Source organism: Gemmatimonadaceae bacterium (assembly GCA_019637355.1).
Taxonomy (GTDB): Bacteria; Gemmatimonadota; Gemmatimonadetes; order Gemmatimonadales; family Gemmatimonadaceae; genus Pseudogemmatithrix.
Genome location: JAHBVT010000001.1, coordinates 2,448,802 through 2,472,327 on the forward strand (window position 1 = coordinate 2,448,802; position 23,526 = coordinate 2,472,327).

The following is a 23,526-nucleotide window of genomic DNA, read 5'->3' on the forward strand; positions in this document are numbered from 1 at the left end:
GTCAGAACCGCCAGGCGCGGAAGAGGTCCACGCCGATCTGCCGCGGCGTGGGAACGAATCCTCGAGCGGAGTTAGTCGCGTTGCCCGCGCAGAGCGTGGCGCTGGTCGGCGGCTCCACACCCACCGAGGCCGAGAACCCGCGACCGAGCAGGTAGTCGAACTTCAGGCCCAGCGCGTCGCCGAACGAGAGCGGGCTGCCGCCATCGTTCTGCGAGACGAGCTGGCCCACGCCGCAGAGGCCTGCGTCGAGGCGCACGAATGCGCGGTCACCGACCTGCTTGGCGCAGTTGAAGCGCGAGCCCGAGAGGATGCCACCGCCGATGTCGCGCGCGCCGCCCTGATAGGCCTCGAGTCCAGCGGTGGTCACCTGCGCATCGTCGCAGAGGCCGCCGGCCATCTTGCCGCCGAGCACCGAGCCCAGCGAGCCGAGCACCACGCGCGCGGCCGTGCTCGACACGTTGCCGTCGCGCCCGATCTCATAGCTCGGCCCGCCGGTCACGAGGTAGGAGATGAGGTCGGCGTTGGTGACGCGCATCGAGTCCGGCGTCGAGAGCTCGACCGCCGGCTGGCGCAGCGTGCCGCCGAGGTGCACGCGCACGCGCACATCGGGGCGCACGCCCTGCTCGCTGTACTGCCGCACCGTGTGCAGCGCCGAGACGTTGAGGGAGGGATTGAGGTCCGGGTCGCCGAAGAAGCGGATCTCGCCCTGCTCCACGGTGAAGGTGCGCTGCACCGGCCCGAGGTTGAGTCGGTAGGTGCCACGCACCGTCTGCAGCGGACCGGTCACGGCTAACTGCACCTGCCCGGTGTTCGGGCCGCGGGTGATGCGCCCGCGCGTGACGTTCACCTGCCCGCCGAGGTTGATGTTGGCTTCGGAGGAGCGGATCCAGACGTCGCGGCCCATCGTGATCGGTACGTTGGCGACGGTGAGGTTCTCGATGAACGCCGGCGGCGCGCGCGTGATGGCGGCCGCGTCCACCGCCACCAGCGTGTCCGACACACCGAAGCGGTCCGGGCCTTCGAGCGAGATGACGTCCTTGGTCGCGAGTTCCGGGATGCCGATGATGGCGCGATCGGCGGTCATCGCGCCGCTGAGCGTAGCGGCGTTCCACGGGCCGCGCAGGCGCAGGTCGCCGGAGAGGTCGATCTCGGCCGTGCCGGGCTGGTTGTAGACGTTGAACTCGCGGCTGTTGAGGCGGAGGTCGAGCCGCGGGTTCTCGCGGTCGGCGAGCGCCAGCCAGCCGGTGAGCGAGGCGCGCCCGCTGCGGCCCAGCGTCGTGGACGTCGCGCTGAGCGAGCGCAACGCGATGGAATCCCCGAGAAAGGCGACATCGGCCTCGACGCCACGCCAGCGCACGCCGCCCAGCGCCGGCGGCGCCAGCACGCCGTTGCTCACGACGATCGTGCCGTCGGCGCGCGGCCGTCCCCAGGTGCCGCCGAGTTCCAGCGCCACGCGCATCGCACCGCGCGCGCTTCCGACGCCGCGCGTGTACGCTTCGAAGATGCCGAGGTCCATCGAATCCGCGGTGATGCTGCCCCGCAGCGGACCGTCGGCGAGCATCGTCGTGCGGCCGCCGCTGAGGTCGAGTCGCAGCGGCAGCTCGGCGTCCACGGTGAGCGCGGGGTTCGTCGCGCGCCCCAAGGCGAGGCGGGCATCGAGCCGGTCACTCACGGCACGCAGCCGCAGACGCAGCGTGTCGAGCCGGATGCCGCGCACGAGTCCGTCACGCAACACCGCGTCGCCGGTGAACTCCGGCGCGGCGCGCGTGCCGGTGAAACGCGCATCGAGGTCGGCGCGTCCCGCCGCCAGATCCTGCAGTTGCAGCAACTCGGCCACGTCGGCCATCGGCACGTCGCGGCCGTTGAGCCGCAGGTCCAGCGCACCGCGCTGGGGTAGGCCACCGCTGAGCACGAGGCGCGAGCTGCCGCCGGCGGCCAGGTGCACGCTGTCGGCGCGGAATCCGTCGCGCACGAAGGTCAGGCTCGCCGGGCGGATCAGGCGCCAAGGATGCAGTTCGGTGATCAGCGCCAGCGTGTCGGCGCGCACTTCGGTGGTATCGCCACGTCGCGCGAGCGCCCCGCGGAAGTCCAGCGACGTGCCCGCGCTGCCCAGGGCGCTGAGCGCCAGCGCCGCGGGCGCACTACCGTCGAGCGTGGCGACGCTGCGCGCGCGGCGGATGGAGAGGCCGCCGATGCCCAGCGTGTCGCCGTCGAGCCGGAACTCACCGCTGGGCAGCGCCGGGAAGCCGCGTAGCGCCGCCGTCGCCCGCAGCTCGGCGGCCGAACTCCCCGCGTAGAACCACCCGTTCACGGTGGCAGAAGCATCCACCGCGAAGTCGCGCAGCCAACCCTTCAGTTCCGTATCCAGCAGCGCCGCGCCGCCGAGCGAATCCCCCGCCGGACGGTCCAGCCAGGGCCGCAAGCCGCCGAGCGAGTCCATCCGGGCGCGCAGCCGCAGGGATTCCGTCTGGCCCTCGGCCAAGCCGAGCGCGCCCGCCGCCGAGACGTCCACCGCCGAGGTCTCGAGCGCCAGCGTGTCCAGCCGCGCGATGCCGTCGAGGAAGCGCAGCCGCGTCGTGCCGGCGAAGACGCGCACGCCATTCAGCGTCGAGCGGCCGAGCTCGACTTCCAGCGAGCCGCTGAGGTTGGCCAGCGAGTCGAAGCTGATGTCCGAGTCCACGCGGCCGTTGAGCTCGCCGCTGGGGTAGCGAGTGTCGTCCGTGAGGCGGCGCGGATCGAGCCCCGCGGCACGCACCCAGCCGACGGCACGGTAGCCGGGGGCCGCGTTATCCACCCGCAGGTTGCTGCTGAACGCACCGGCGGGGCCGTCGAGGTCGGTGACCAGCCAGAAGTCCTCGCTGCTGCCGAAGCTGCGGAAGCGGCCCGCGTACTCGCCGCGCAGCGGGAAGCCGGCGAAGGAGCGCGCGAGCGCCGTGAACGAGAGCGGTTCGGCGTCGGTGTCGACGTCCCAACGCACAGGCTGCGCACTCTCCCAACTGAGGCGCGCCTGGCCACGCAGGCGCGAGGCCGGCGCATCGCCGTCACGGTGCGTGATGTCGGCATCGCTCAGCCGCAGGTCGCCCCAGGCGGAATCCACGCGCGCGCGGCCGGAGAGCGTGCCGTTCAGCTTGGGCAAGGTCGGTTCGAGTGCCTGCACCGTGCGTAGGTCGAACTCCGCGAGGTCCAGATCCACGCCGGCGAACACCGGGACGGCGGGATCGGAGATATCCACTGTGCCGCTCGCCCGGGCGCGCGAGACCGCGCCCGGCACGTTGGCGTCGTGGAAGGTCGCCGTAGCATCCTCGACGACGAAGGCCGAGAGCGGTCCGCCGCGTCCGCGCAGGCGGCCGACGAGACGCCCGCGCAGCGGCACCGCCAGCGGTCCGCGGTTGAAGCGCTCGAGCAGGCGCGCATCCAGCGGCGCCATCTCGAGGTCCACGTCGCGCAGCGCGACGTCGCTGTCCTTCACGCCCCAGGTCATCTGGCCGCGCAGGCGCGATGCGTGCGTGCGCACGTCCATCTGCGTGATCACGTACTCCGCCAGCCGGGAGTCGCTGCGCGCGTTGCGGATCTCGACGCGCACCTTGCCACCGCCCTCGGTGGGAATCGCCGGATTGATCCACGCGACGTCAGCCAGTGCCACCGAGTCCGACTCCACGGTGAACGCGTAGTGCGCCGGCGCTCCCCCGCCCCAGGTGACTTCGCCGTAGGCACGGCCCTCCGAGCCCGGCAGGCTGAAGCGATGCAGCTCGGCGCGGAGCGTGTCGCGCAGGATCAGCACCTCACCGACGAGATCGCGGAAGGCGAAAGGCGGATCCATCTCGTCCACGTCGAGTCGCGCGATGTCGAGCAGGATGCCAGTGGAGTCCGGATACGCGAAGCGGCCGCGCGGCAGGTCGAGGTCGATGTTGGACCAGGTCCAGGCGCGAGTGCGAACGGCCCGCGGCGCAGAATCCGGTGCCCAGGGCAAGAGTAGCTCGAACTCGCCGTCGCGCACCGTCGTCTGCTCGATGAGAAACACCGCGCCGAATGCCGAGCGGCGGCGCAGCACGCTGCGCGCGCGGTTGCGCGGGAAAAGGCGTTCGTGCGTCCAGTCGCCGTCTAGCTCGCGGCGGATGGCCACGTACGGGCGCTGCACCTCCGCCGAGCGGAAGATGATGCGGCCGTCGGCAAGGTCGCGCGGATCGAAGGTGACGCGCACCGGCCCGGTGGCGATGAACACCGAGTCGTTGAGGTCGGTGATGAGCACCGAGTCGGCGTGCAGGTCGGTAAGGAAAGACCCGCTGAGCGTGCCGATGTGTACCTTGCCGCGCACGAGGCGTTCGAGCTGCGACTGGGCGACGCGGCGGATGAGATCGCGCCCGCCTTCGGACTGCGTGGCGATGATGAACGCGGCGATCGACGCTGCGGCGAAGAGCAGCATCAGCGCGGCGCTCACGAGCGCGACGAGGGCGCGGCGGCTCAGTGACACGTCAGAAGGCCTGCCCGATGGCGATGGATGGCGTCCAGCGACCGAAGAACTCGCGCCGCGTCCGCGGGGCGTAGCTGCCGGGGCAACTGCCGCTGGCCTGCACGAGTACGCCGTCCACGACCGTCGCCGGCAGCGTGTTGGTGGGGCTCACGCAGTAGAGCGCACCGCCGGCGGCGACGGGCGCATCGAAGTACGCCGCGCCGCGCTGGCGGTCGTACTGGTTGTACGCGAGGTCGGCGCGGAGAAAGCCGATCGGCGTGCGGATGGAGATGCCGGCGCCCGGCGTCCACTTCAGTTGCCGGAAGCCCAGTCCGCGCACTCCGACGCCGCGGTTCCACAGCTCGCCGACGTCGGTGAACAGCGTCCACTTGATCAGCGTCGGCAGGAAAGGACTGACGATGCGCAACTCGACATTGCCGACGATGCTGGTGTTACCGCCGGTGGGGACGGCGCGTTCGCGGGCTTCGTCGGGGTTGGCGCGCAGGTACACGGTCTCGCCCGGCGCGATGCTGGTGGCCGGCGTGCCGTCCACGCGCACGGTGTCGAAGCGCGTCGGGATGTACACCGAGGGCCCGAGCTCGTTCTGCCGGAAGCCGCGCACGGAGTTGGGACCGCCGGCGTAGAGCCGCTCCTGCGGCGGTACGAAGGTGGCCGCCTGGTTGAGCGCGAGGTTCGGGCCGAAGACGCTGCCCAGGCGCAGGCGCAGCGCGAAGACGATGTCGTCGCCCAGCGGCACGAAGGTGGCGCCGTCCAGCGTGAGGCGCGTGAACGCGAGGTCGCGCTCGGCGCCGATGATGCGCGAGGCGTGGCGCGCCTCCACCCGGCCGATGACGCCGCGGCTGGGGTCGAAGGCGTCGTCGGTGCGCTCGTAGCTGCTGGCGGCGCTGAGCACGGCGAGGCGCAGGTCGCGCTGCAGCGCCGCGCGGTCGGCCGCTTCGCAGGCGTTGAACACGGCGCAGTACAGGGCCGGCTGCGCCTCGGTGCGTCCGTACTCCACCGTGTAGCCCACGGCGTTGGAGCGCCGCCCGATGGCCCGCGTGAGGTTGAGGCTGCCACCGGCCGGCGTCGTGCGCAGGAAGGCGTTGAACTCGGAGCGGCGCTCGGAGAACAGCGTCAGTGTCGGCACGAAGCTCGCGCGCAGCACCGCCGGCTGCGAGATCGTCGCGCCGGTGTAGTAGTTGAGGTTGCGCGAGTAGATGTCGTTCTGCGCCTGCGGGCACAGCGCGGCGGCACCGCCCAACGGCTCACCGATGCCAATCTTCGACACGCGGCCGCGCAACTCCACGCGCGTCGCCGAGCGCAGGAGGTTGTACTCGGTGAGGTCGCCGGTCATCCGGAAGCAGTCCAGCGAACCCCAGCCGCCGCCGAGGCGCGCGGCGCGCAGGTAACCCTCGCGCACCTCGACGTTCACGGCGATCAGCGAATCCCCGAGCGCGTCGCCGGGCTCGATGGTGACCTGCGAGAAGGCCTCGCTCTGGTAGAGCGTGCGCTTGGCCCGCTCGAGCAGGCGCTCGCGGTAGAGGTCGCCCTCCTGCAAGCCGACGAGCCGGCGCACGGCCGATGCACGCACCTCGGGCTCGCCGCCGTCGCGGCCGGCGTGGCGCAGCTCCACGCTGCCGATGCGTCGCCGCAGCCCCGGCGCGACGGTGAAGATCACCGTGGCCAGCCGCGCGTCGCGGCGCAGGTCGTAGCCGAGGAAGGTCTCGGCGTCGGGGTAGCCGTTGTCGCGCAGGCGGCGCGTGATGGTGTCGCGCGTGGCGGCGTTGGCGTAGCGGTCAAAAAGCCCGCCGCGCACCGTCGGCAGGCGCTCGATGATCGCCGCGCGCTCCGGCACGCCGTCGAGGCCTTCGATGCGCAGCGTGTCCACCAGCGTCGGCGGACCCTCGGTCACGAGGAAGCGCACCTCGACGCGGCGCGGCCCGACGCTGCCGACGACCGTGTCCACCGTGGCCTCGGTGAAGCCGTGGTTGCGGTACCAGAGGCGCAGGCGGGCGACGTCGAGCGGCAACTGGGCCGGATCGAGGCAGCGCCGCGCGCCGACGATGCGCAGGAGGCGCCGCGCCCGCGAACTCGCCGTCGTGACGATGCCGGCCGCGAGCTGTGCGTCGGTGAAGGCCGTGTTGCCCTCGAAGCTCAGCGCCGCGACCTCCACGTCGCCGCGGTCGCATCGGGTGTCCTGCGCCAGCAGCCCCGCCGGCATCGAGAACGCCAGCAGCGCGACCAGGACAGTGCACGCGCGCCGCGGCGTCACGGGATCAGTCGTCCTTCTGTCCGAAGACGGCGAGGTTGGACGAGTGTCCGGGGTTCACCTTCTTCTCGGGATAGATCCAGTGCACGGCCTGGTTCACCGCAATCGCCGACTCGGCGAAGCCCAGCGCGATGAGCTTCAGCTTGCCTGGATACGTGTTCACGTCGCCCGCCGCCCAGATACCCGGACGGCCGGTCTCCATCATCGAGTTCACGACGATCTCGTCCTTCTCGATCGTCAGGCCCCAGCTGGTGAGTGCGCCCATATCGGAGACGTACCCCAGCATCGGCAGGACGGCATCGCAGTCCACGCGGCGCGTGCTCTTGGCCTTGATGTCCTTGAGCTCGATGCCCACGAGCCGGTCGCCGTTGCCGTGGACCTCAGCCAGTTCGTGGAAGGTGTGGATCGTCGCCTTGCCCAGCGTGGCCGCCTGCATCACGGCGTCCACCGTGGCCTGGTGCGCGCGGAAGCGGTCCGAGCGGTGCACCAGCGTGATCTCCTTGGCGATGCCGTCGAGCTGGTGCGCCCAGTCGAACGCCGAGTCACCGCCGCCGATGATGACCACGCGCTGCCCAGCGTACTTCTTGGGATCGAGCACCACGTCGTCGATGCCCCTGCCGTACCAGGGCTCGGCGCAGGCCTGCGGCAGGCGCCGCGGCGAGAAGGCCCCGATGCCGGCCGCGATGAGCACGCTGCGCGTCGGGAAGCGGTCGGTCTCGGTGACGAGCACGAAGTGGCCGTCGGCTTCCTCGAGCCCGACCACGTTCTGGCCGCAGTGCACCGGCTGGCCGAACTGCCCGGCCTGCTGCATCAGGTTGTGGACGAGATCCTTCGCGAGGACCTTCGGATAGCCCGCCACATCGAAGATGTGCTTCTCGGGGTACAGGGCGGTGAGTTGACCGCCGGGCTGGGGGAGGGCGTCGACGATTTGCGCACTCGCCCCGCGCATACCAGCATAGAACAGCGCAAAAAGCCCTGTCGGGCCCGCGCCGATAATCGTAATGTCTCGGATGTCGTGAGTTGCCATCCATATAAAATCGCCTTGGGACAGCCCCCTAGACAACGGCCAGATTCATAGCACCTTCCGTCCTCCGTCCTCCGTCCTCCGTCCTCCGTCATTCGTCCTCCGTCCCAATGAGCCTCGGCCCCGACATCCGCACCGACCTCCGGTTCCGCCTGCTGCGCGAGATCGCCCGCGGGGGGATGGCCACGGTCTATGAGGCCGAGCAGTTGGGGACGGCCGGCTTCTCCAAGCGGATGGCCGTCAAGATCATCCACGAGCGCTTCGCCGAGCACCCGGAGTGGCTGCAGCTCTTCCACGACGAGGCCAAGCTCTCGGCCAACCTCGTGCACGGCAACATCGTCCAGATCTACCACCTGGGGGTCTCCGACCGCGGGCCGTTCATCGCGATGGAGTACATCAAGGGCATCACGCTGCGGACGCTGATCAACACGCACCGCCGCCGCCGCGAGGCCCTGCCGCCGGACATCGCCGCCTACTGCGCCAGCCGCATCTGCCGCGCCCTCGACTTCGCCCACCACTTCGTGGACGACGACGGCGACCGGCTGGAGATCGTCCACCGCGATGTCTCGCCGGGCAACGTGATGCTCACCTGGGACGGCCACGTGAAGCTGGCCGACTTCGGCATCGCCAAGGCGCGCACGATGTTCGATCCCGCCGCCAGCAAGTCCGTGCTGCTCGGCAAGAAGCACTATATGGCCCCGGAGCAACTGCTGGGGAAGCACGTCGACACGCGGGCCGACGTCTTCTCGATGGGCGTGGTGCTCTTCGAGCTCTTCGCGCTCAAGACGCTGTTTACCGAGAACGAGACACTGGCGGCGATCGAGGAAGTCGTCATCTCGCCCACGCCCGACATCCAGTCCCTGCTGCCACTGGTGGACGCCGGCATCCGCGGCATCATCGGGGGCGCAATCGCCAAGGAACCGAGGGATCGGCCCAGCGCCGCCAAGCTCGGGCAGTCGCTCGACAAGTGGAATATGGCGCAGGGCACGCCGGGCAGTCCCGAGCGCCTGCAGCAGCACCTGGCCGCGCTGTTTCCCGAGAGCTACCAACCGCCGACGCGACCGACGACCGCCATCGCAGCGGTGGACGTGCCGGATACGCGACCGGGCAAGCGCTAGATTGTCGGGATGACCCTCAAGATCTACACCAAGACGGGCGACGACGGCGACACCGGCCTCTTCGGCGGCGGCCGTGTGGCCAAGGACCACCCCCGCGTCAGCGCCTACGGCGACGTGGACGAGCTCAACGCCGTCATCGGGATGGCCCGCTCGGTGGAGATGATGCCGCGCATCGACGAAGTCCTGGCGCCGGTGCAGCGCGACCTCTTCGCGCTCGGCGCGCTGCTGGCCACGCCGGACCTCGAGAAGATGCGCGAGCAGCTCGAGAAGGCGCGCATCTCGGACGCCCGTATCGCGCAGCTCGAACAGGCCATCGACGACGGCGAAGCCGAGCTCGAGCCGCTGAAGGCCTTCATCCTCCCCGGCGGTACGCCCAAGGCCGCCGCGCTGCACGTCGCCCGCACCGTCTGCCGCCGCGCCGAGCGCGCCGTCATCACGTTGCAGCGCGACACCGAGGTGCCGCAGCTCGTCATCGTGTACCTCAACCGGCTCAGCGACCTGCTCTTCGTGCTGGCCCGCGTCGCCAACCGGCGCGCCGGCGCCGGCGAAGTGACCTGGTAGCGTGACCACGCTCGATCTCCACGGCTCGCAGATCGAGATCGCGTCGGGCGCGCTGGCCACCCTCGGCGAACGCCTCACCGCGATGCACCCGGGCCGCCGTATCGCCATCATCGCCGACCAAACCGTCGGCCAGCACTACGCGGCCAAGGCGCTGGCCAGCGTGCTGGCCTCGGGGATGCAGCTGGGCACGACCGTCGGCGGCACGGTGGCGCCGGGCATATTCACCTTCCCCGCCGGCGAGCAGCACAAGACCCGCGAGACCTGGGCCAAGCTCAGCGACCAGCTCATCGCCGCCGGCCATCGCCGCGACTCGGTCTTCGTCGCGCTCGGCGGCGGCGTCACCGGCGACCTCGTCGGCTTCGTGGCCGCCACCTACCTGCGCGGCGTGCCCTTCGTGCAGGTGCCGACCTCGCTGCTCGCGATGATCGACGCCAGCATCGGCGGCAAGACCGGCGTTGATACGCCGGCCGGCAAGAACCTCATCGGCGCCTTCCATCAGCCTTCGCTGGTGCTGGTGGACCCGCAGTTCCTGCGCACGCTGCCGCCCCAGCACCTGCGCCAAGGCCTCGCCGAAGCCATCAAGCACGGCGTCATCGCGGACGCGGCGTACTTCGCCTGGATCGCGTCTTCTCTGCGCGAGATCATCGACGTCGCCGAGTCGGACGACGCCACGGCGCTACGGCTCGTGCAGCGCTCAATTGAGATCAAGGTGGAGGTCGTGGCGCAAGACGAGCGCGAAGGCGGCATCCGGAAGATCCTCAACTTCGGCCACACCATCGGCCACGCCATCGAGCAGGTGACGGGCTACGGGGTGTCGCACGGCGAGGCGGTGGCGATCGGGATGGTGGCCGAAGCGACGCTGGCCGAGCGCTTGGGCATCGCGCGGGCCGGCCTCGCCGACACCATCGCCACGGTCTGCGACGCCGCAGGCCTGCCGGTGCGTCTGCCCAGCGGCGCCGACGCGGCCGAAGTTGTCATCGCAACGCGCAGCGACAAGAAAACGCGCGGTGGTGTGGTGGAATACGCCCTGCCCAGCGCCGTGGGCGAGATGGCGGGGGCGGCCGAGGGCTACGGGATCGCCGTGCCGGAGGCCGATGTGCTCCAAATGCTCCAACATTTGTGAGCTTAGCTATCTCGTTGCTGGTTAACGAGATGCCGCGATGATGGCGGCAAGACGGCGGTTTGGCACGGATTTTGGGTGTTGACCGATTCCTGCCCCCAACCCTAGCCTTTCGGTCCGTGCCACGGCCTTGCTGGGCACGCCGGGTGTCCGCGTCATTGGGGGTGCCCCTCGGCACCGCTTCCTTCACACGCAGGTTCGGGGTGGGTATGCAGCACGCGACCGAGACGAGAAAAGGCTACTTCCGTTCTTCCCCGTCGTCCGCGTTTGACCAGTACCTGCAGGATATCCAGAAGCTCCCGCTCATCACTGACGTCCAAGAGGAGCGTCGCCTCGCGCGGCTCGCGCAGAAGGGCGACGAGGCCGCCGCCGAGCGGCTGGTCACAGCCAACCTCCGCTTCGTCATCTCCTATGTGAAGAAGTACCAGGGCCACGGCCTCGACCTCTCCGAGCTCGTCGCCATCGGCAACGAGGGCCTGCTCAAGGCGGTCCGCAAGTTCGATCCCGACCAAGGCGTGAAGTTCATCTCCTACGCCGTGTGGTGGGTGCGTCAGGCCGTGCTCAAGGCACTGGCCGAGCAGACGCGCTCCGTGCGCATCCCGCTCAACCAGAACTCACAGCTCATTCGCCTCTCCCGCGCCGAGACGGTGCTGGCGCAGGTGCTCAAGCGCGACCCGACCGACAGCGAGATCGGCCGCCTGTTGGACGAGACGCCGGAGCAGGTGCGCGCGTCCAAGTCGATGTCGTCCACCGAGGTGTCGTTGGACGCACCGGTCGATCGCTCGGACCGCGAGGCCTCGACGCTGGGCGAGCGCTTCGCCGGGGCCGACGGCATCGAGATCGAGGAGCGGACGGACTTCCAGTTGATGCGCGAGTGCATCGACAAGGTCTTCCGCGACTACCTCACGCCGCGCGAGCGGAAGATCCTCAACCTGTATTATGGCCTCGACGAGGGCGCCGAGGCGATGACGCTGGAGAAGATTGGTGCGTTGATGGGCGTGACGCGCGAGCGCATCCGGCAGATCCGCGAACGGGCCTTCGACAAGCTCCGCACGTCGCCGGAAGGCCGGGCGCTGGCGGGCTTCTGGGGAGTGGCGTAAGGGTTTCACTGAGCACGCTGGCAGCCATCATCGCGCGCCCGGAATCCGCGGGATGATGACTGGACGGATGACGGATGACGGAGGCGAACAGCTTCCGTCATCCGTCATCCGTCTTAGTTTCGGCATATGGATTCTCGCCCGCTGACCCAGACGTCGATTGCAGGCGAGCTCGCCACTCTCGTCGGCCCAGCTCACGTCCTCACCCGCCCCACCACGCTGCTGGCCTACGAATCCGACGCGCTGCCGGGCTACCGGCACCGCCCATCGCTGGCGGTGTTCCCGGGCACGCGCGATGAGCTCGTCGCCGTGATGCACTGCCTCGCGGCGGCCGGCGCGCCCTTCGTGGCCCGCGGCGCGGGCACGGGCCTCTCCGGCGGTGCGCTGGCCGACGGCACGGTGCTGCTCGGCTTGCAGCGGCTCAAGCGCATCCTCGCGGTGGACGCGATCGCGCGCACGGCGACGGTCGAGCCCGGTGTGGTAAACGCGGTGCTCACGCGCGAGGTCGCGGCCCACGGACTGCATTACGCGCCCGATCCGTCATCGCAGACGGCCTGCACGCTGGGTGGCAACCTCGCCGAGAACGCCGGCGGGCCGCACTGCCTCAAGTACGGCGTCACGCTCAACCACGCCGTGCGGGCGACGGTGCTGCTGCCGGACGGTGAGCTCGTCACGCTGGACCGCGGCGACGACGGCGGCTACGACCTGCTCGGCGCCTTCGTCGGCAGCGAAGGCTGCTTCGGCGTGGCGGTGGATCTCACCGTGCGGCTCACGCCCAATCCCGAGCAGGTGATCACGATGCTCGCGGACTTCCTCAGCGTTCGTGCGGCCGCCGCGGCCACCTCGCGCATCGTCGCGGCGGGCATCGTGCCGGCGGCGCTGGAACTGATGGACCAGGCCACCATCCGCGCGGTGGAGGAGAGCATCTACGCCGCTGGGTATCCGACTGACGCGGCGGCGGTGCTGCTGATCGAAGTGGATGGCGCCGCCGCCGGGCTCGCCGACGACGCCGAGCTCGTGACCGCGCTCTGCGAAGAGGCCGGTGCACGCGAGGTGCGACGCGCCACGGAGCCCGCCGCGCGCGCGCGACTCTGGCAGGGCCGCAAGAAGGCCTTCGGTGCGATGGGCCGCGTGGCACCGCACCTCGTGGTGCAGGACGCCGTCGTGCCGCGCACGATGCTGGCGGAGCTGCTGGAGGACATCTCGGCGATCGGTGCGCGGCACGGCGTGCGCGTTTGCAACGTGTTCCACGCCGGTGACGGGAACCTGCACCCGAACATTCCCTACGACGCCGACGACCCCGACGAGGCGGCACGCGTACACGCGGCGATGGCCGAGATTATGGCGCGCTGCATCGCCGCCGGCGGCACGATCACCGGCGAGCACGGCGTCGGACTCGACAAGCTCGAGTATATGGATGCGCTGTTCAGCGCCGATACGCTCGACGCGATGTGCAGCCTCCGCGAAGCCTTCGATCCCGATCGCCGCGCGAACCCGGGAAAGGTCGTACCCATCCACAGTTGCCGCGAGTGGCACGCCGCTGCGGGAGCGCGGTTCGGAGCGCGGCAATGAGCCTCGCGCGCAGCGCACTGCATCCGCACACGGCGGAGGAACTCGCGACGATGATCCGCGAGTCCACCGACGGCCTGCGCATCCGCGGAGCCGGCCACTGGATGCACGTCGGGCAGCCCGTGCGTGCCGGCAACGAGCTGCACCTGGGCGCCTTCGCCGGCATCCGCAGCTACACGCCAGGCGATCTCACCATCACGGTCGGGGCGGCGACGACACTCGCCGAACTCGACGCCGCCGTCGGCGCGCAGGGCCAGTGGTGCCCGCTGCTTCCTTGGGGCGACGATAGCGGCACGGTGGGCGCGACGCTCGCCACCGCCAGCGCCGGTCCATTCTCCACCACGCTCGGGCGCCCGCGCGATCTCACGCTCGGCATCGAATGCGTGGACGGACGCGGCCGCATCATCCGCGCCGGTGGGCGCGTGGTGAAGAACGTCGCGGGCTTCGACCTCACGCGGCTGATGGTCGGCGCTTGGGGCACGCTGGGCGTCATCACCGAAGTGCACCTTCGCCTGCGCGCGAAGCCCAGCGCCGACGCCACCTTCTATATAGAAGGGCACGAAGCCACGGCGCTGCGCGCCTTCGCGCAATCGTCGCCCACGGTGTTGGCCGCACTGCCGCTCGGCGATGCCGGTACGCGAGCGCTCGGACTCGAGGGCCACGGCGCGTGGTTGCTGCGCCTCGGCGGGAACGCCGCCGCGGTGCGCGATGCACAGACGCGCCTGTCAGCACTCGGCGCCTGCAAGGAAGTCGACGCCGCCGCCTGGACCACAGTGCGTCGCGAGCTGGCGCCGGCTCCACGCACCGCGCATTGGCACTGGACACCGCTGGCGCTGCGCATCAAGTCGCTGTTCGATCCCACGGGGCAGCTCAATCCGGGCCTGCTCGGCGACGGCGCGGAGCTGGCCGCGTGACGCAAGACCTGCGCAGCGGCCTCGACGCCTGTGTGCACTGCGGCTTCTGCCTCAGCGCCTGCCCCACCTACCTCGCGCTCGACGACGAGAACGATTCGCCGCGCGGACGCCTCGTGCTGATGCGCGCCCTGCTCGACGGTCGGGTGGATGCCGGCGACGCCGACCTCTCACGGCACCTCGATCAATGCCTCGGATGCCGAGGCTGCGAAACCGCCTGCCCCAGCGGCGTGCCCTACGGACACCTGCTCGAAGCCACTCGCGCGACGATGCTCGAACACAAGCCGCTGCCCTGGCTCGCGCGGCTGGTGCTGGCCGTGTTCGCACGCGGCTGGCTGCTGCGCCCGGCACTGTTCGCGGCACGGTTGATCCGCGTCAGCGGCATCGCGCGACTCGCCGCGCGCGTGCTGCCTCGACGCCTCGCGTTTCCCGCAGCGATGCTGGCCTCGACGGCGCGAGCGCAGGCGGCAACTTGGACTCCGCAGCCACAGGGCAGTCGATCCGGAGCGCAAAGCGCGCACAACAGCAACGGCCCGCGCACGGCGCTGCTCACCGGCTGTGCGATGGAAGGACTGCTTCCCACGGTGAATCGCGCCACCGAACGCGTCCTCGCGCACAACGGACATCAGATGGTCCCGGCCCGTGGGCAGGTATGCTGCGGCGCCCTGCACGCACACGCCGGCGACGCAGGCACGGCGCGCGATCTCGCAAGGCGCAACATCGCCGCCTTCGAGCGCAGCGGCGCCGAGCACATCGCGATGAACTCCGCCGGCTGCGGCGCGATGTGCCGCGACTACGGCCGCCTGCTGGCCGACGACCCGGCCTGGGCGGCGCGGGCTGAAGCGTTCAGCGCAAAGGTCCGCGACGTCTCCGAGCTGCTCGCCGCGGCCGGTCCGCGGCCCACCCGCGGCACCGCCAGCCGCACGAACGTCGCCTGGGACGCGCCCTGCCACCTCGAGCACGCGCAGCGCGTGAAGGCGCCGCCGCTGCAGGTGCTGGCGGCCATCGGCAACATCGCCGCCCAGCCGCTGCCCGACGCAGACCAATGCTGCGGCTCAGCCGGCATCTATACCCTGCTCCAGCCCGAGCTCTCGGCGCAGGTGCTGGCGCCCAAGCTGGCCCGCATCCACGAGTCCGGCGCGGCGGTGGTTGCCACGGCCAATCCGGGCTGCCTGATGCAGATCGGCGCCGGCCTGCTCCAAGGCGGCCGCGGGACGGTCGCCCGCCATCCGGTGGAACTGCTCGACGCGGCGTACGCCGCCGAGGCGCGGACCGATTAGCATTCGAGGTATGGAAGTCCCGGTGCTCTTGGTCGAGTTCGAAGGCGTCCTCGCCGACACGGCCGCGCTGCGCGAAGCGGCGTTGGCGGAGTCGCTGGCGGCCGACGGCATCGAGCTCAGTGCTGCGTTCTTGACCGCGGCCAGCGGGCGCGCCACCGAGGACGCCATCCGTCGCATCAGGGAACTCGCCGGCGCCCCGGACGACCCCACTGCCGTGGAACTGGGCCGCCTGCGCGCCGAGCGCGCCTTCGCCGCGCGCATCGGGAAGGGCGTGATGCTGCAGCCCGGCGTGCGCGCCGCGGTGGAGCGACTCTCGAGCTGCGCGCGCCTCGCCTTGGTCACGCGCGCCTCCCGCCGCGAGGTGGAGTTCACGCTGGCGCTCGGCGCGCTCGACGGCCTGTTCCGGCCGGTCATCGCGCTCGAAGACGCCGCTCCGGGCAAGCCCTCGCGTGCGCCCTACGACGCCGCGCTCGCGCGCGTGGCCGAGTTGTTCCCCGGACAGGTGCTGCGAGGCGTGGCGGTGGAAGACAGCCTCGTCGGTGTCCGCGCGGCGCATCAGGCCGGGTTGCCGACCGTGCTGGTGGGCGTGCATCCGCCGCAGGACGCGATGGAAGCCGAATGCTGGGTGCCGAGCCTCGCCGACCTTACGCCGGAACGCCTGCGGCTGCTCCTGAGCCCGGCGGTGAAGGGGGCGGGATGACCGCCTTCCTCGTCGACCGCAGTGCGCGCCTGCGGATGACCTTCGCCGGCGCCAAGGCCAAGGAATCGCTGGGTGGACTGGTGACCAACGATGTCACCGCGCTCACGCCGGGTCACGGCCAACGTGCCGTCGCGCTCACGCCCAAGGGCCGCGTCATCGCGTTCATCCGCGTGTTCGATCGCGGCCTCGACCTGCTCGTGGACTGCGAGGCCGCGTCCGCCGAGGCCTTCGTCGGAATGATCCGCAAGTTCGTGAATCCACGCGGCGCCAAGTACCAGGTGCTCGGTGACGAGATGGGCTGCCTCGGCGTGCACGGAGCGCAGGCGGCCAAGCTGCTCGCGCCGCTGCTCCCGCTCGCGCTCGAGACGCTCGACGCCCTGCCGATGCACGGCGTGTGGAGCGGGGAGAGCGGCGACCTGACCGTCGTGCGCACCGACGAACTCGTCGCGCCGGGCTTCGATATCTTCGCCTCGCCGGCGCGCTTGGCCGAGCTGCGTGCCGCGCTCGGCGCGCAGGGCGTGCACGAGATCGACGCCGACGCACTCGAGGTCCAGCGCGTCGAGCGCGGTCTCCCGCGCTTCGGCGTGGAGATGGACGACGAGACGATCCCGCAGGAAGCCAACCTCGACGCACACGGCGCGATCTCCTTCACCAAGGGCTGCTACACCGGCCAGGAAGTCGTCGCGCGCATCCACTTCCGTGGTCACGTCAACCGGCACCTGCGCTGGCTCAGTGCGGCCGCACCAGTTCCCCGCGGCGCGGCGGTGCTCGACGCCGACGGCAAGGAGGTCGGCGACGTGCGCTCGTCCGTGGTCTCGGGCGAGCGCGGGCCGTTGGCGATCGCGATGATCCGTCGCGAAATCGTGCCGGGCAGCGAGCTGCGGGTGCGTACCGCCGGCGGCGAGATCGCCGCGACGATGGCGGTGATCGGATGACCGCGACCGTCGTGCGCGGGGCCTGCCCGCTCGACTGCCCCGACACCTGCGCGACGCTGGTGACCGTCGAGGACGGGCGCGCCACCAAGATCCAGGGCGACAAGGCGCATCCGTTCACGCAGGGATTCCTCTGCACCAAGGTCAACCGCTATCTCGAGCGCTCGTATCATCCCGACCGCGTGCTCACGCCGCTGCGCCGCGTCGGGCCCAAGGGGCCGGGTGCGCAGTTCGTGGAAGCTTCCTGGGACGAAGCCCTCGGCGCCATCGCCGAGAAGCTCAACGCCATCCGCAATTCGGACGCGGGGCCGCAGGCCATCCTGCCCTACTCCTACGCCGGCACGATGGGCCTGCTGCAGGGCGAGAGCATCGACCGACGCTTCTTCCACTTGCTCGGCGCCTCCAAGCTCGACCGCACCATCTGCGCCGCCGCTGGCGCCGCCGGAATGAAGATGACCGTCGGCGGCAGCGTCGGCGCCGACGCCGAGGAGCTGCGCAACAGCGATCTCGTCATCCTCTGGGGCACCAACACGCTGACCAGCAACCCGCACCTCTGGCCGCACGTGCTCGAGGCGCGGGCCAAGGGCGCGTCGGTGTTGTGCATCGATCCGATCCGCACGCGCACCGCCGAGCAGTGCGACGAATGGATTGCCATCCGGCCCGGCACGGATGCCGCGCTCGCGCTGGGCCTGATGCACGTGATCTTCGAGGAAGGGCTCGAGGACGCCGACTACCTGCAGCAGTACACGCTGGGCGCCGACGAACTGCGCCTGCGCGTGAAGCGGTATCCGCCGGAGCGCGTGGCCGAGCTCACTGGCATCCCCGCCGAGCGCATCGTGACGCTGGCGCGACAGTACGCGGCCGCCAAGGCGGCCTTCGTGCGCATCAACTATGGATTGCAGCGCCACGGCGGCGGTGCGATGGCCGTGCGCGCCATCGCCTGTCTTCCTGCCGTGGTGGGCCACTGGCGGCGTCCCGGCGGCGGTGTGCAGCTCTCGGCCTCCGCGAACTTCGCGTTCAACAAGGCCGTGCTGCAGCGCGAGGATCTCTCGCCGCCCGGCACGCGCATCATCAATATGTCGTTGCTCGGCGAGGCGCTCACCAAGCCAGATGCCGGCGTCGGCGGCCCGCCGGTGCAGGCCATCGTCGTGTACAACTCCAATCCCGCCGCCATCGCGCCCGACCACGGCAACGTCACCGCCGGCTTCGCCCGCGACGACCTGTTCGTGGTTGTGCTCGAGCACTTCCGCACCGACACCACGGACTACGCGGATTGGATTCTGCCGGCGACGACGCAGCTCGAGCACTGGGACGTGCACAGCTCGTACGGGCATTTATACGCCAGCCTGAATCGGCCGGCCATCGCGCCCTGCGGCCAGGCCTTGCCCAACACCGAGATCTTCCGGCGGCTCGCCGCGCGGATGGGACTCGATCACGAGTCCCTGCGTGACGACGACGTGACATTGATCAAGCAGGCCCTCGCGTCCGAGGACCCGCGGATGCGCAGCGTGAACTGGGAGGCACTCGAGGCCAATGGCTGGGCGCGCCTGAGTGTGCCGCGGCCCTTCGTGCCCTTCGCCAAGGGCGGATTTCTGACGCCGAGCGGCAAGTGCGAGTTCTCTTCGCAGCGGATGGCGGATCTGGGGATGGATCCCCTGCCGGACTTCACGCCGCCGCACGAGTTCCCGGAATCCGTGCCTGACCTCGCGGCCAGATATCCACTCACGCTGATCTCGTCGCCGGCGCACCAGTTTATGAATTCGTCGTTCGTGAACGTCGGTCCGTTGCAGCGCGCGGCGCGCGAGCCGGAGGTGGCGCTGCATCCGCAGGACGCCGAGCGGCGGGGGATCGCCGAGGGGCAGATGGTGGAGGTGCGCAACGACCGCGGGCATTTCGTGGGACGCGCGCGGATTCGCGAGGGGATCCGCGAGGGCGTGGCCTGGGCGCCCGGGGTGTGGTGGGCGAAGCTGTCGGTGGATGGGAAGAACGTGAATGCGACGACGTCGCAGCGGCTGACGGATATGGGCGGGGGGCCGACGTTCTATGACAATCTGGTTGAAGTGCGGACAGTGGAGACGTTGTAGCGACGCCGCTGATCGCAGGGGTCAGTGCGCCGTCAACTCCCCCTCCCGCCTAAACACCCACAGCGCAAACACCAACATCGCCCCCGCCGTCCCCCCGATCGCCCACGCCGTCCCGAACGCCCGCGCCAGCACACCCGCCACGAAGCTCCCGATCGGCGCGCCCCCGATGTACACCATTATGTACAGCGAGAGCACGCGCCCGCGCAGCGCGTCAGGCACGACTTCCTGCAGCCGCGAGTTCACCAGCGCGTTGTTCACGATCATCGTGATGCCCACCACGAAGAGCAGCAATCCGTTTAGCGGCACGTAGCGCACGAGCGCGAAGACCACCAGCAGCGCCGGGAACAGGTGCGACGCGATGTACAGCGTCCGCCCCTTCCGCACCCCGCCGCCGGTCGCAGCGACGGCCAACGCACCGACCATCGCGCCGATGCCCAGCGACGCCATCAGCGCGCCGTAGCCCTCGGCGCCGAGCCCGAGCAGGTCGCGCGCGACCACCGGCAGCAAGGTGATGACGGGAACGCCGAGGATGGAGAACACCATCGCCACGAGCATCAAGGCCGGCAGCGGCGCGGTGCCGCGCACGTAGCGCAGCGCCTCGGCTAGGCCGGCGCGCAGCCCCTGCCCGGCGCCCCCGCCCTCGCGCGCTGACGCGGGCAACGCGAGCATCGCGAGGCCGATCAGCACGGCCAGGAAGCTCAGCGCATTGAGCCCGAAGGTCCACGCGATGCCGAACTTGGCGATGACCACGGCGGCGATGCTGGGACCAAGCACGCGCGCGAGGTTGAAGCCCATCGAGTTGAGCCCGATCGCCTTGGGCAGGTCGGCGCGGTCGACGAGGTGCACCCACAGGGCCTGCCGCGCCGGGATCTCGAAGGCGGCGAGCAAGCCGCCGATGCTGGTGAGCGCGATCAACCAGCCAATCGTGAGATGCCCCGTCCACGCCAACCACCACAGCACGGTCGCTTCCAGCAGCATCAGCGACTGCGCGACGCGGATCACGCGCAGCTTGTCGGCGCGGTCGGCCAGCATCCCGCCGGGCAGCGAGAACAGGAGAATCGGCAGCGTGCCCGCCGCCGCGACGAGGCCGACGACGAAGGCGTCGTTCGACAGCTCCAGCGCAAGCCAGCCGACCGCCACCTGCTGCATCCACGACCCGACCAGCGAGATGGTCTGCCCCGTCCAGAAGATCCGGAAGTTCCGGTAGCGGACCAGCGTCCGGAACGGGTTCAGGGAGTGGGTGTCGGCCATACGCGGTGAAATCTCGCCGCGGCACACCCCCCGTGACAGGGCGGCGCCGCGGCTTCATCTTGCCCCGATGGAGTTCTTGGTCCCCGTCCTGTTCCTCGCCGCCGGCATCGCGCTGCTCGGCTTCGGCGCGGATGTCCTAGTCCGCGGCGCAGTGGGCCTCGCGACGCTGGCGCGGGTGTCGAGCGCGGTCATCGGGCTCACCATCGTCGCAATGGGCACCTCGCTGCCGGAGCTCACGGTCGGCGTCGCCGCCTCGCTCAAGGGCGCCAGCGACATCGGCGTCGGCAACGTCGTCGGCGTGAACGTCTTCAACGTCTGCGTGGTGCTGGGCATCTCGGCGCTGATCCTCCCGATGCGCGTCCACGGCGCGGCGGTGCGCCTGGAATGGCCGTTTATGTTCCTCGCCAGCTTCATCCTCTTCCTGCTGGCGCGCGACGGCACGCTGGACCGCGTCGAAGGCGCGTTCTTCGTCGTCAGCCTCGGGTTGTTCGTCGCCTATGTGGTGCGCATCGGCCGCAAGGACGTGCAGGGCGAGGAGAAGGCAGACCTGCAGGAGCTCATCGAGCTAAAGACCTTCGGCGATCGCCTGCGCCGGATGGGTCCGGCGCTGGGCCTAATCGGCGGCGGCATCGCCGTGCTGATCGTCGGCGGCGAGGTGCTGATGCGCGGCGCGCTCAGCCTTGCGCACAGCGCCGGGATGTCGGAGCGGATGATCGGCCTGACGGTGGTGGCCTTCGGCACCGGCACGCCTGAGGTCGCCACGGCCATCGTCGCCGCGCGACGCGGCCAGAGCGAGCTCGCACTCGGCAACGTCATCGGTTCCAACATCGTCAACATCCTCGGCATCCTCGGCGTCACCGCGCTCATCCGGCCGCTCGCGCTGGACCCGGCGGCGGTGAACCACGACATCCCGTGGATGCTCGGCTTCTCGTTGGTGCTGCTGCCGATTATGCGCCGCGGGTCGGTGATCGACCGCAGCGAAGGCGCGTTGCTGCTGGTGGCGTACGTCGGATACCTGGTGCTGCTCGCGCTGGGCTACTGAGCGACGGCCTGCGCGGCGGCTACTTCCGCCCGCCGGTCCACACCGCGACGATGCCGCAGGTGCCGCGGCCGGAGGGAACGGCCGCCTGGAGCTCGTAGGGCGCGTTCGATACGCTCGGGTAGATCTCGATCGCGCTGATCTCGTTGCCGGACACGAACTGGTTGATGTCCGGGTTCCGCGTCCCCGCACCCATTGACGGCGGGCGGTATGACCCATCGCGCCGGATCGACGTCGGCACCTGCTCCACCACCTCGTCCTGCGAGGTGCCCTGCACCAGTTGCCCGTCGACCACGAGATTCAGCGGACAGCCGCCACGGCCAAGCAACACGGCCCGCCCGTCCCCGAGCCGCCCGATGCTGGCGTAGCGCGCATCGCGCAGGGCCTGCGTAAGCGTCATCGGCAGTTGGAGCTCCAACTGCTCCGGCGTGATGAAATCCCCAACCGTCGCCCCACGGCGCACGCGTTCCATCCGGTCGTAGAAGCCGCGGCGCGCAAGCGGCGTATCGCGGACGCCCACCACCTCCACCGCGCCGAGCGTCTGCACCACGCGCCCCATCACAAACTCGAGTGTGTCCGGCGCTGGTAGCCGCACCCAGCGATCCAGCGGCGTGTAGCCGATTCGCCGCACCCGGATGTGCACCGAGTCGCGGCCGCGAAACGTGAGCTCGCCGTGTCCCGTCGAGTCCAGCGTGATTGGCGTGCCCACGGACGGCTGCACGTACGCATAGGCGACCGATGCGCCGCTTCCATCGCGCACCACGACGTTCGACTTCTGCGCGTCCACCGCGGTGGCGCAGAGGCAAGCGAGCGGGAAGATGGCAAGACGCATCGGGACCGGACCGGCGAGGGGACTTCCCAGATTTACCCCCGCCCGGATGCCCCCGCCACCGCCCCCGCGGTTGCCCGCCACGCGGCCGACGCCCAGATTCGCCTGATGAACCGCCGCGACCTCCTCCGCGCCGCCACCGGCGCCAGTCTCGCCGCCCTCGGCGCCCCCGCCATCCTCCGCCGACGGCACCGGCTCTTCGCCGACTCCCCCACCGACTACTCGGCGCGCACCATCGGTCTCATCCGCGAGAACCCGGTGGTGGATATGCTCTGCCAGTTCGCGTTCTCGGACTTCCGCGAGGAGGAAAGCCCGCCCCGCGCCGTGCGCTGGCTGCAGAACCCGCGCAGCTTCACGGCCGAAGACTTCGCGCGCTTCCGCGCCTCGGGCGTAACGGCGCTGGCGTTGGGACACGGCGCCTCAAGCTACGAAGGTGGCGTGCAGTGGGCGGCCCAGTGGAACGGCTTCATCGCCTCGCGCAGCGAATGGTTCCGTCGCGTGGACAGCGCCGACGACCTCCGACGCACCGCCGCCGACGGACGCGTCGGCATCATCCTCACGACGCAGGATGCGGGACACTTCCGCAGCGTGAACGACGTGGACACGTTCTACCGCCTCGGCCAACGCGTGGCGCAGCTCACCTACAACACGCAGAACCGGCTCGGCGCCGGCTTCCTCGAGCACCGCGACGGCGGCCTCACCGTGTTCGGCGGCGAGATCCTCAAGCGGATGGAGAGCGTGGGGATGGCGGTGGACCTCTCGCACTGCGCCGACCAGACGACGATGGACGCGATCGACGCCGCGACGAAGCCGCCGGTGTTCACGCACGCCACGGCGCGGGGCATCCTGCCGGACTGCCGACGCTGCAAGACGGACGAATCCATCCGCGCACTCGCGGCGAAGGGCGGCGTGGTAGGCATCGCAATGATCCGCTTTATGGTCCGGCCCGCACCGCCGGTCACGGTGGAGCACGTGGTGGATCACGTCGAGCACATCATCAAGATCGCCGGCGCCGAGCACGTGGGCATCGGCTCCGACCTCGATATGGCCGGCCTCGCGAACGCCGTGCCGCGCAGCGGCCCGATCGCGCCCACCTCGCAGCCCAACTTCGATCGCTACAATGCGTACTTCGCCGAGGACGGCGGCGCGCACGTGGATGGCCTCAACCACCACCGCCGCACCTTCGACCTCGTCGAGGCGATGGTGCGGCGGCGGCACTCCGATGCGACCATCCGCGGACTGCTCGGCGGCAACTTCATCCGGGCGATGGCGGCCACCTGGGCCTGAGCGCG

17 protein-coding genes are annotated in these 23,526 nt (G+C 70.4%); 12 read left to right on the top strand and 5 right to left on the bottom strand.

Going from position 1 to position 23,526, the window contains the following annotated elements:
- Position 1: 1 nt before the first annotated feature.
- Genes KF689_11285 through KF689_11295 form a run of 3 tightly spaced genes read right to left on the bottom strand, consistent with a single transcriptional unit; the run spans position 2 to position 7,746 of the window.
- The gene (locus tag KF689_11285; protein ID MBX3133950.1) at positions 2 to 4,471 is read right to left on the bottom strand and encodes a translocation/assembly module TamB; all 4,470 of its coding nucleotides are present in this window, start codon (positions 4,469 to 4,471) and stop codon (positions 2 to 4) included.
- A gap of 1 nt (position 4,472) precedes the next feature.
- Complete coding sequence (locus KF689_11290) at positions 4,473 to 6,722, bottom strand: BamA/TamA family outer membrane protein (GenBank protein ID MBX3133951.1); 2,250 nt, start codon at positions 6,720 to 6,722, stop codon at positions 4,473 to 4,475.
- 4 nt (positions 6,723 to 6,726) lie between these two features.
- A complete protein-coding gene (locus KF689_11295; protein MBX3133952.1) occupies positions 6,727 to 7,746 on the bottom strand; it encodes an NAD(P)/FAD-dependent oxidoreductase in 1,020 nt (339 codons plus the stop codon).
- A 107-nt stretch (positions 7,747 to 7,853) separates the two neighbouring features.
- On the opposite strand from KF689_11295, the gene KF689_11300 reads away from it, so the two are divergent.
- The 10 genes from KF689_11300 to KF689_11345 all read left to right on the top strand — a co-directional run bounded on the left by KF689_11300 (position 7,854) and on the right by KF689_11345 (position 19,115).
- Positions 7,854 to 8,861, top strand: coding sequence for a serine/threonine protein kinase (locus tag KF689_11300; GenBank protein ID MBX3133953.1), 1,008 nt, complete (start codon positions 7,854 to 7,856; stop codon positions 8,859 to 8,861).
- 9 nt (positions 8,862 to 8,870) lie between these two features.
- Positions 8,871 to 9,422, top strand: a complete 552-nt coding sequence (locus KF689_11305) for a cob(I)yrinic acid a,c-diamide adenosyltransferase (protein MBX3133954.1) — start codon at positions 8,871 to 8,873, stop codon at positions 9,420 to 9,422.
- A gap of 1 nt (position 9,423) precedes the next feature.
- Positions 9,424 to 10,545 carry a 3-dehydroquinate synthase gene (gene aroB, locus KF689_11310; protein MBX3133955.1) on the top strand — a complete coding sequence of 374 codons (1,122 nt, stop codon included), beginning with the start codon at positions 9,424 to 9,426 and terminating at the stop codon, positions 10,543 to 10,545.
- 206 nt (positions 10,546 to 10,751) lie between these two features.
- Positions 10,752 to 11,642: an RNA polymerase sigma factor RpoD/SigA gene (locus tag KF689_11315; GenBank protein MBX3133956.1), complete on the top strand. Its 891-nt coding sequence runs from the start codon at positions 10,752 to 10,754 to the stop codon at positions 11,640 to 11,642.
- Positions 11,643 to 11,768: 126 nt separating this feature from the next.
- A complete protein-coding gene (locus tag KF689_11320) occupies positions 11,769 to 13,211 on the top strand; it encodes an FAD-binding protein (GenBank protein MBX3133957.1) in 1,443 nt (480 codons plus the stop codon).
- Positions 13,208 to 14,122 (top strand): FAD-binding protein, encoded by a 915-nt coding sequence (locus KF689_11325; GenBank protein MBX3133958.1) that lies wholly within the window; start codon positions 13,208 to 13,210, stop codon positions 14,120 to 14,122. Before KF689_11320 ends, KF689_11325 begins: the two co-directional genes overlap by 4 nt.
- Positions 14,119 to 15,399: a 4Fe-4S dicluster domain-containing protein gene (locus KF689_11330; protein MBX3133959.1), complete on the top strand. Its 1,281-nt coding sequence runs from the start codon at positions 14,119 to 14,121 to the stop codon at positions 15,397 to 15,399. The genes KF689_11325 and KF689_11330 overlap by 4 nt, the downstream gene beginning before the upstream one ends.
- Positions 15,400 to 15,409: 10 nt before the next feature.
- The gene (locus KF689_11335; protein MBX3133960.1) at positions 15,410 to 16,099 is read left to right on the top strand and encodes an HAD family phosphatase; all 690 of its coding nucleotides are present in this window, start codon (positions 15,410 to 15,412) and stop codon (positions 16,097 to 16,099) included.
- Positions 16,096 to 17,034 (top strand): folate-binding protein YgfZ, encoded by a 939-nt coding sequence (locus tag KF689_11340; GenBank protein ID MBX3133961.1) that lies wholly within the window; start codon positions 16,096 to 16,098, stop codon positions 17,032 to 17,034. Before KF689_11335 ends, KF689_11340 begins: the two co-directional genes overlap by 4 nt.
- A complete protein-coding gene (locus tag KF689_11345) occupies positions 17,031 to 19,115 on the top strand; it encodes a molybdopterin oxidoreductase family protein (GenBank protein ID MBX3133962.1) in 2,085 nt (694 codons plus the stop codon). The genes KF689_11340 and KF689_11345 overlap by 4 nt, the downstream gene beginning before the upstream one ends.
- A gap of 21 nt (positions 19,116 to 19,136) precedes the next feature.
- Here the strand turns inward: KF689_11345 and KF689_11350 are convergent, their stop codons facing one another.
- Positions 19,137 to 20,366 (bottom strand): MFS transporter, encoded by a 1,230-nt coding sequence (locus tag KF689_11350; protein MBX3133963.1) that lies wholly within the window; start codon positions 20,364 to 20,366, stop codon positions 19,137 to 19,139.
- 67 nt (positions 20,367 to 20,433) lie between these two features.
- Here KF689_11350 and KF689_11355 point away from each other — a divergent pair, with 67 nt between their 5' ends.
- Entirely contained in the window at positions 20,434 to 21,408 is a 975-nt protein-coding gene (locus KF689_11355) for a calcium/sodium antiporter (protein ID MBX3133964.1), read from the top strand.
- A 19-nt stretch (positions 21,409 to 21,427) separates the two neighbouring features.
- On the opposite strand, the gene KF689_11360 is transcribed toward KF689_11355, so the two are convergent.
- On the bottom strand, positions 21,428 to 22,237 hold the full coding sequence (locus KF689_11360; GenBank protein ID MBX3133965.1) for a hypothetical protein: 810 nt from the start codon (positions 22,235 to 22,237) through the stop codon (positions 21,428 to 21,430).
- Between the two features lie 105 nt (positions 22,238 to 22,342).
- On the opposite strand from KF689_11360, the gene KF689_11365 reads away from it, so the two are divergent.
- Positions 22,343 to 23,521: a membrane dipeptidase gene (locus KF689_11365; protein ID MBX3133966.1), complete on the top strand. Its 1,179-nt coding sequence runs from the start codon at positions 22,343 to 22,345 to the stop codon at positions 23,519 to 23,521.
- Positions 23,522 to 23,526: the final 5 nt, after the last annotated feature.

Coding starts and splice junctions, on each gene's coding strand:
- KF689_11325 (MBX3133958.1), top strand. CDS start 13,208: ATGAGCCTCGCGCGCAGCGCACTGCATCCGCACACGGCGGAGGAACTC.
- KF689_11315 (MBX3133956.1), top strand. CDS start 10,752: ATGCAGCACGCGACCGAGACGAGAAAAGGCTACTTCCGTTCTTCCCCG.
- KF689_11360 (MBX3133965.1), bottom strand. CDS start 22,237: ATGCGTCTTGCCATCTTCCCGCTCGCTTGCCTCTGCGCCACCGCGGTG.
- KF689_11355 (MBX3133964.1), top strand. CDS start 20,434: ATGGAGTTCTTGGTCCCCGTCCTGTTCCTCGCCGCCGGCATCGCGCTG.
- KF689_11305 (MBX3133954.1), top strand. CDS start 8,871: ATGACCCTCAAGATCTACACCAAGACGGGCGACGACGGCGACACCGGC.
- KF689_11320 (MBX3133957.1), top strand. CDS start 11,769: ATGGATTCTCGCCCGCTGACCCAGACGTCGATTGCAGGCGAGCTCGCC.
- KF689_11350 (MBX3133963.1), bottom strand. CDS start 20,366: ATGGCCGACACCCACTCCCTGAACCCGTTCCGGACGCTGGTCCGCTAC.
- KF689_11295 (MBX3133952.1), bottom strand. CDS start 7,746: ATGGCAACTCACGACATCCGAGACATTACGATTATCGGCGCGGGCCCG.
- KF689_11335 (MBX3133960.1), top strand. CDS start 15,410: ATGGAAGTCCCGGTGCTCTTGGTCGAGTTCGAAGGCGTCCTCGCCGAC.
- KF689_11365 (MBX3133966.1), top strand. CDS start 22,343: ATGAACCGCCGCGACCTCCTCCGCGCCGCCACCGGCGCCAGTCTCGCC.
- KF689_11300 (MBX3133953.1), top strand. CDS start 7,854: ATGAGCCTCGGCCCCGACATCCGCACCGACCTCCGGTTCCGCCTGCTG.
- KF689_11345 (MBX3133962.1), top strand. CDS start 17,031: ATGACCGCGACCGTCGTGCGCGGGGCCTGCCCGCTCGACTGCCCCGAC.
- KF689_11340 (MBX3133961.1), top strand. CDS start 16,096: ATGACCGCCTTCCTCGTCGACCGCAGTGCGCGCCTGCGGATGACCTTC.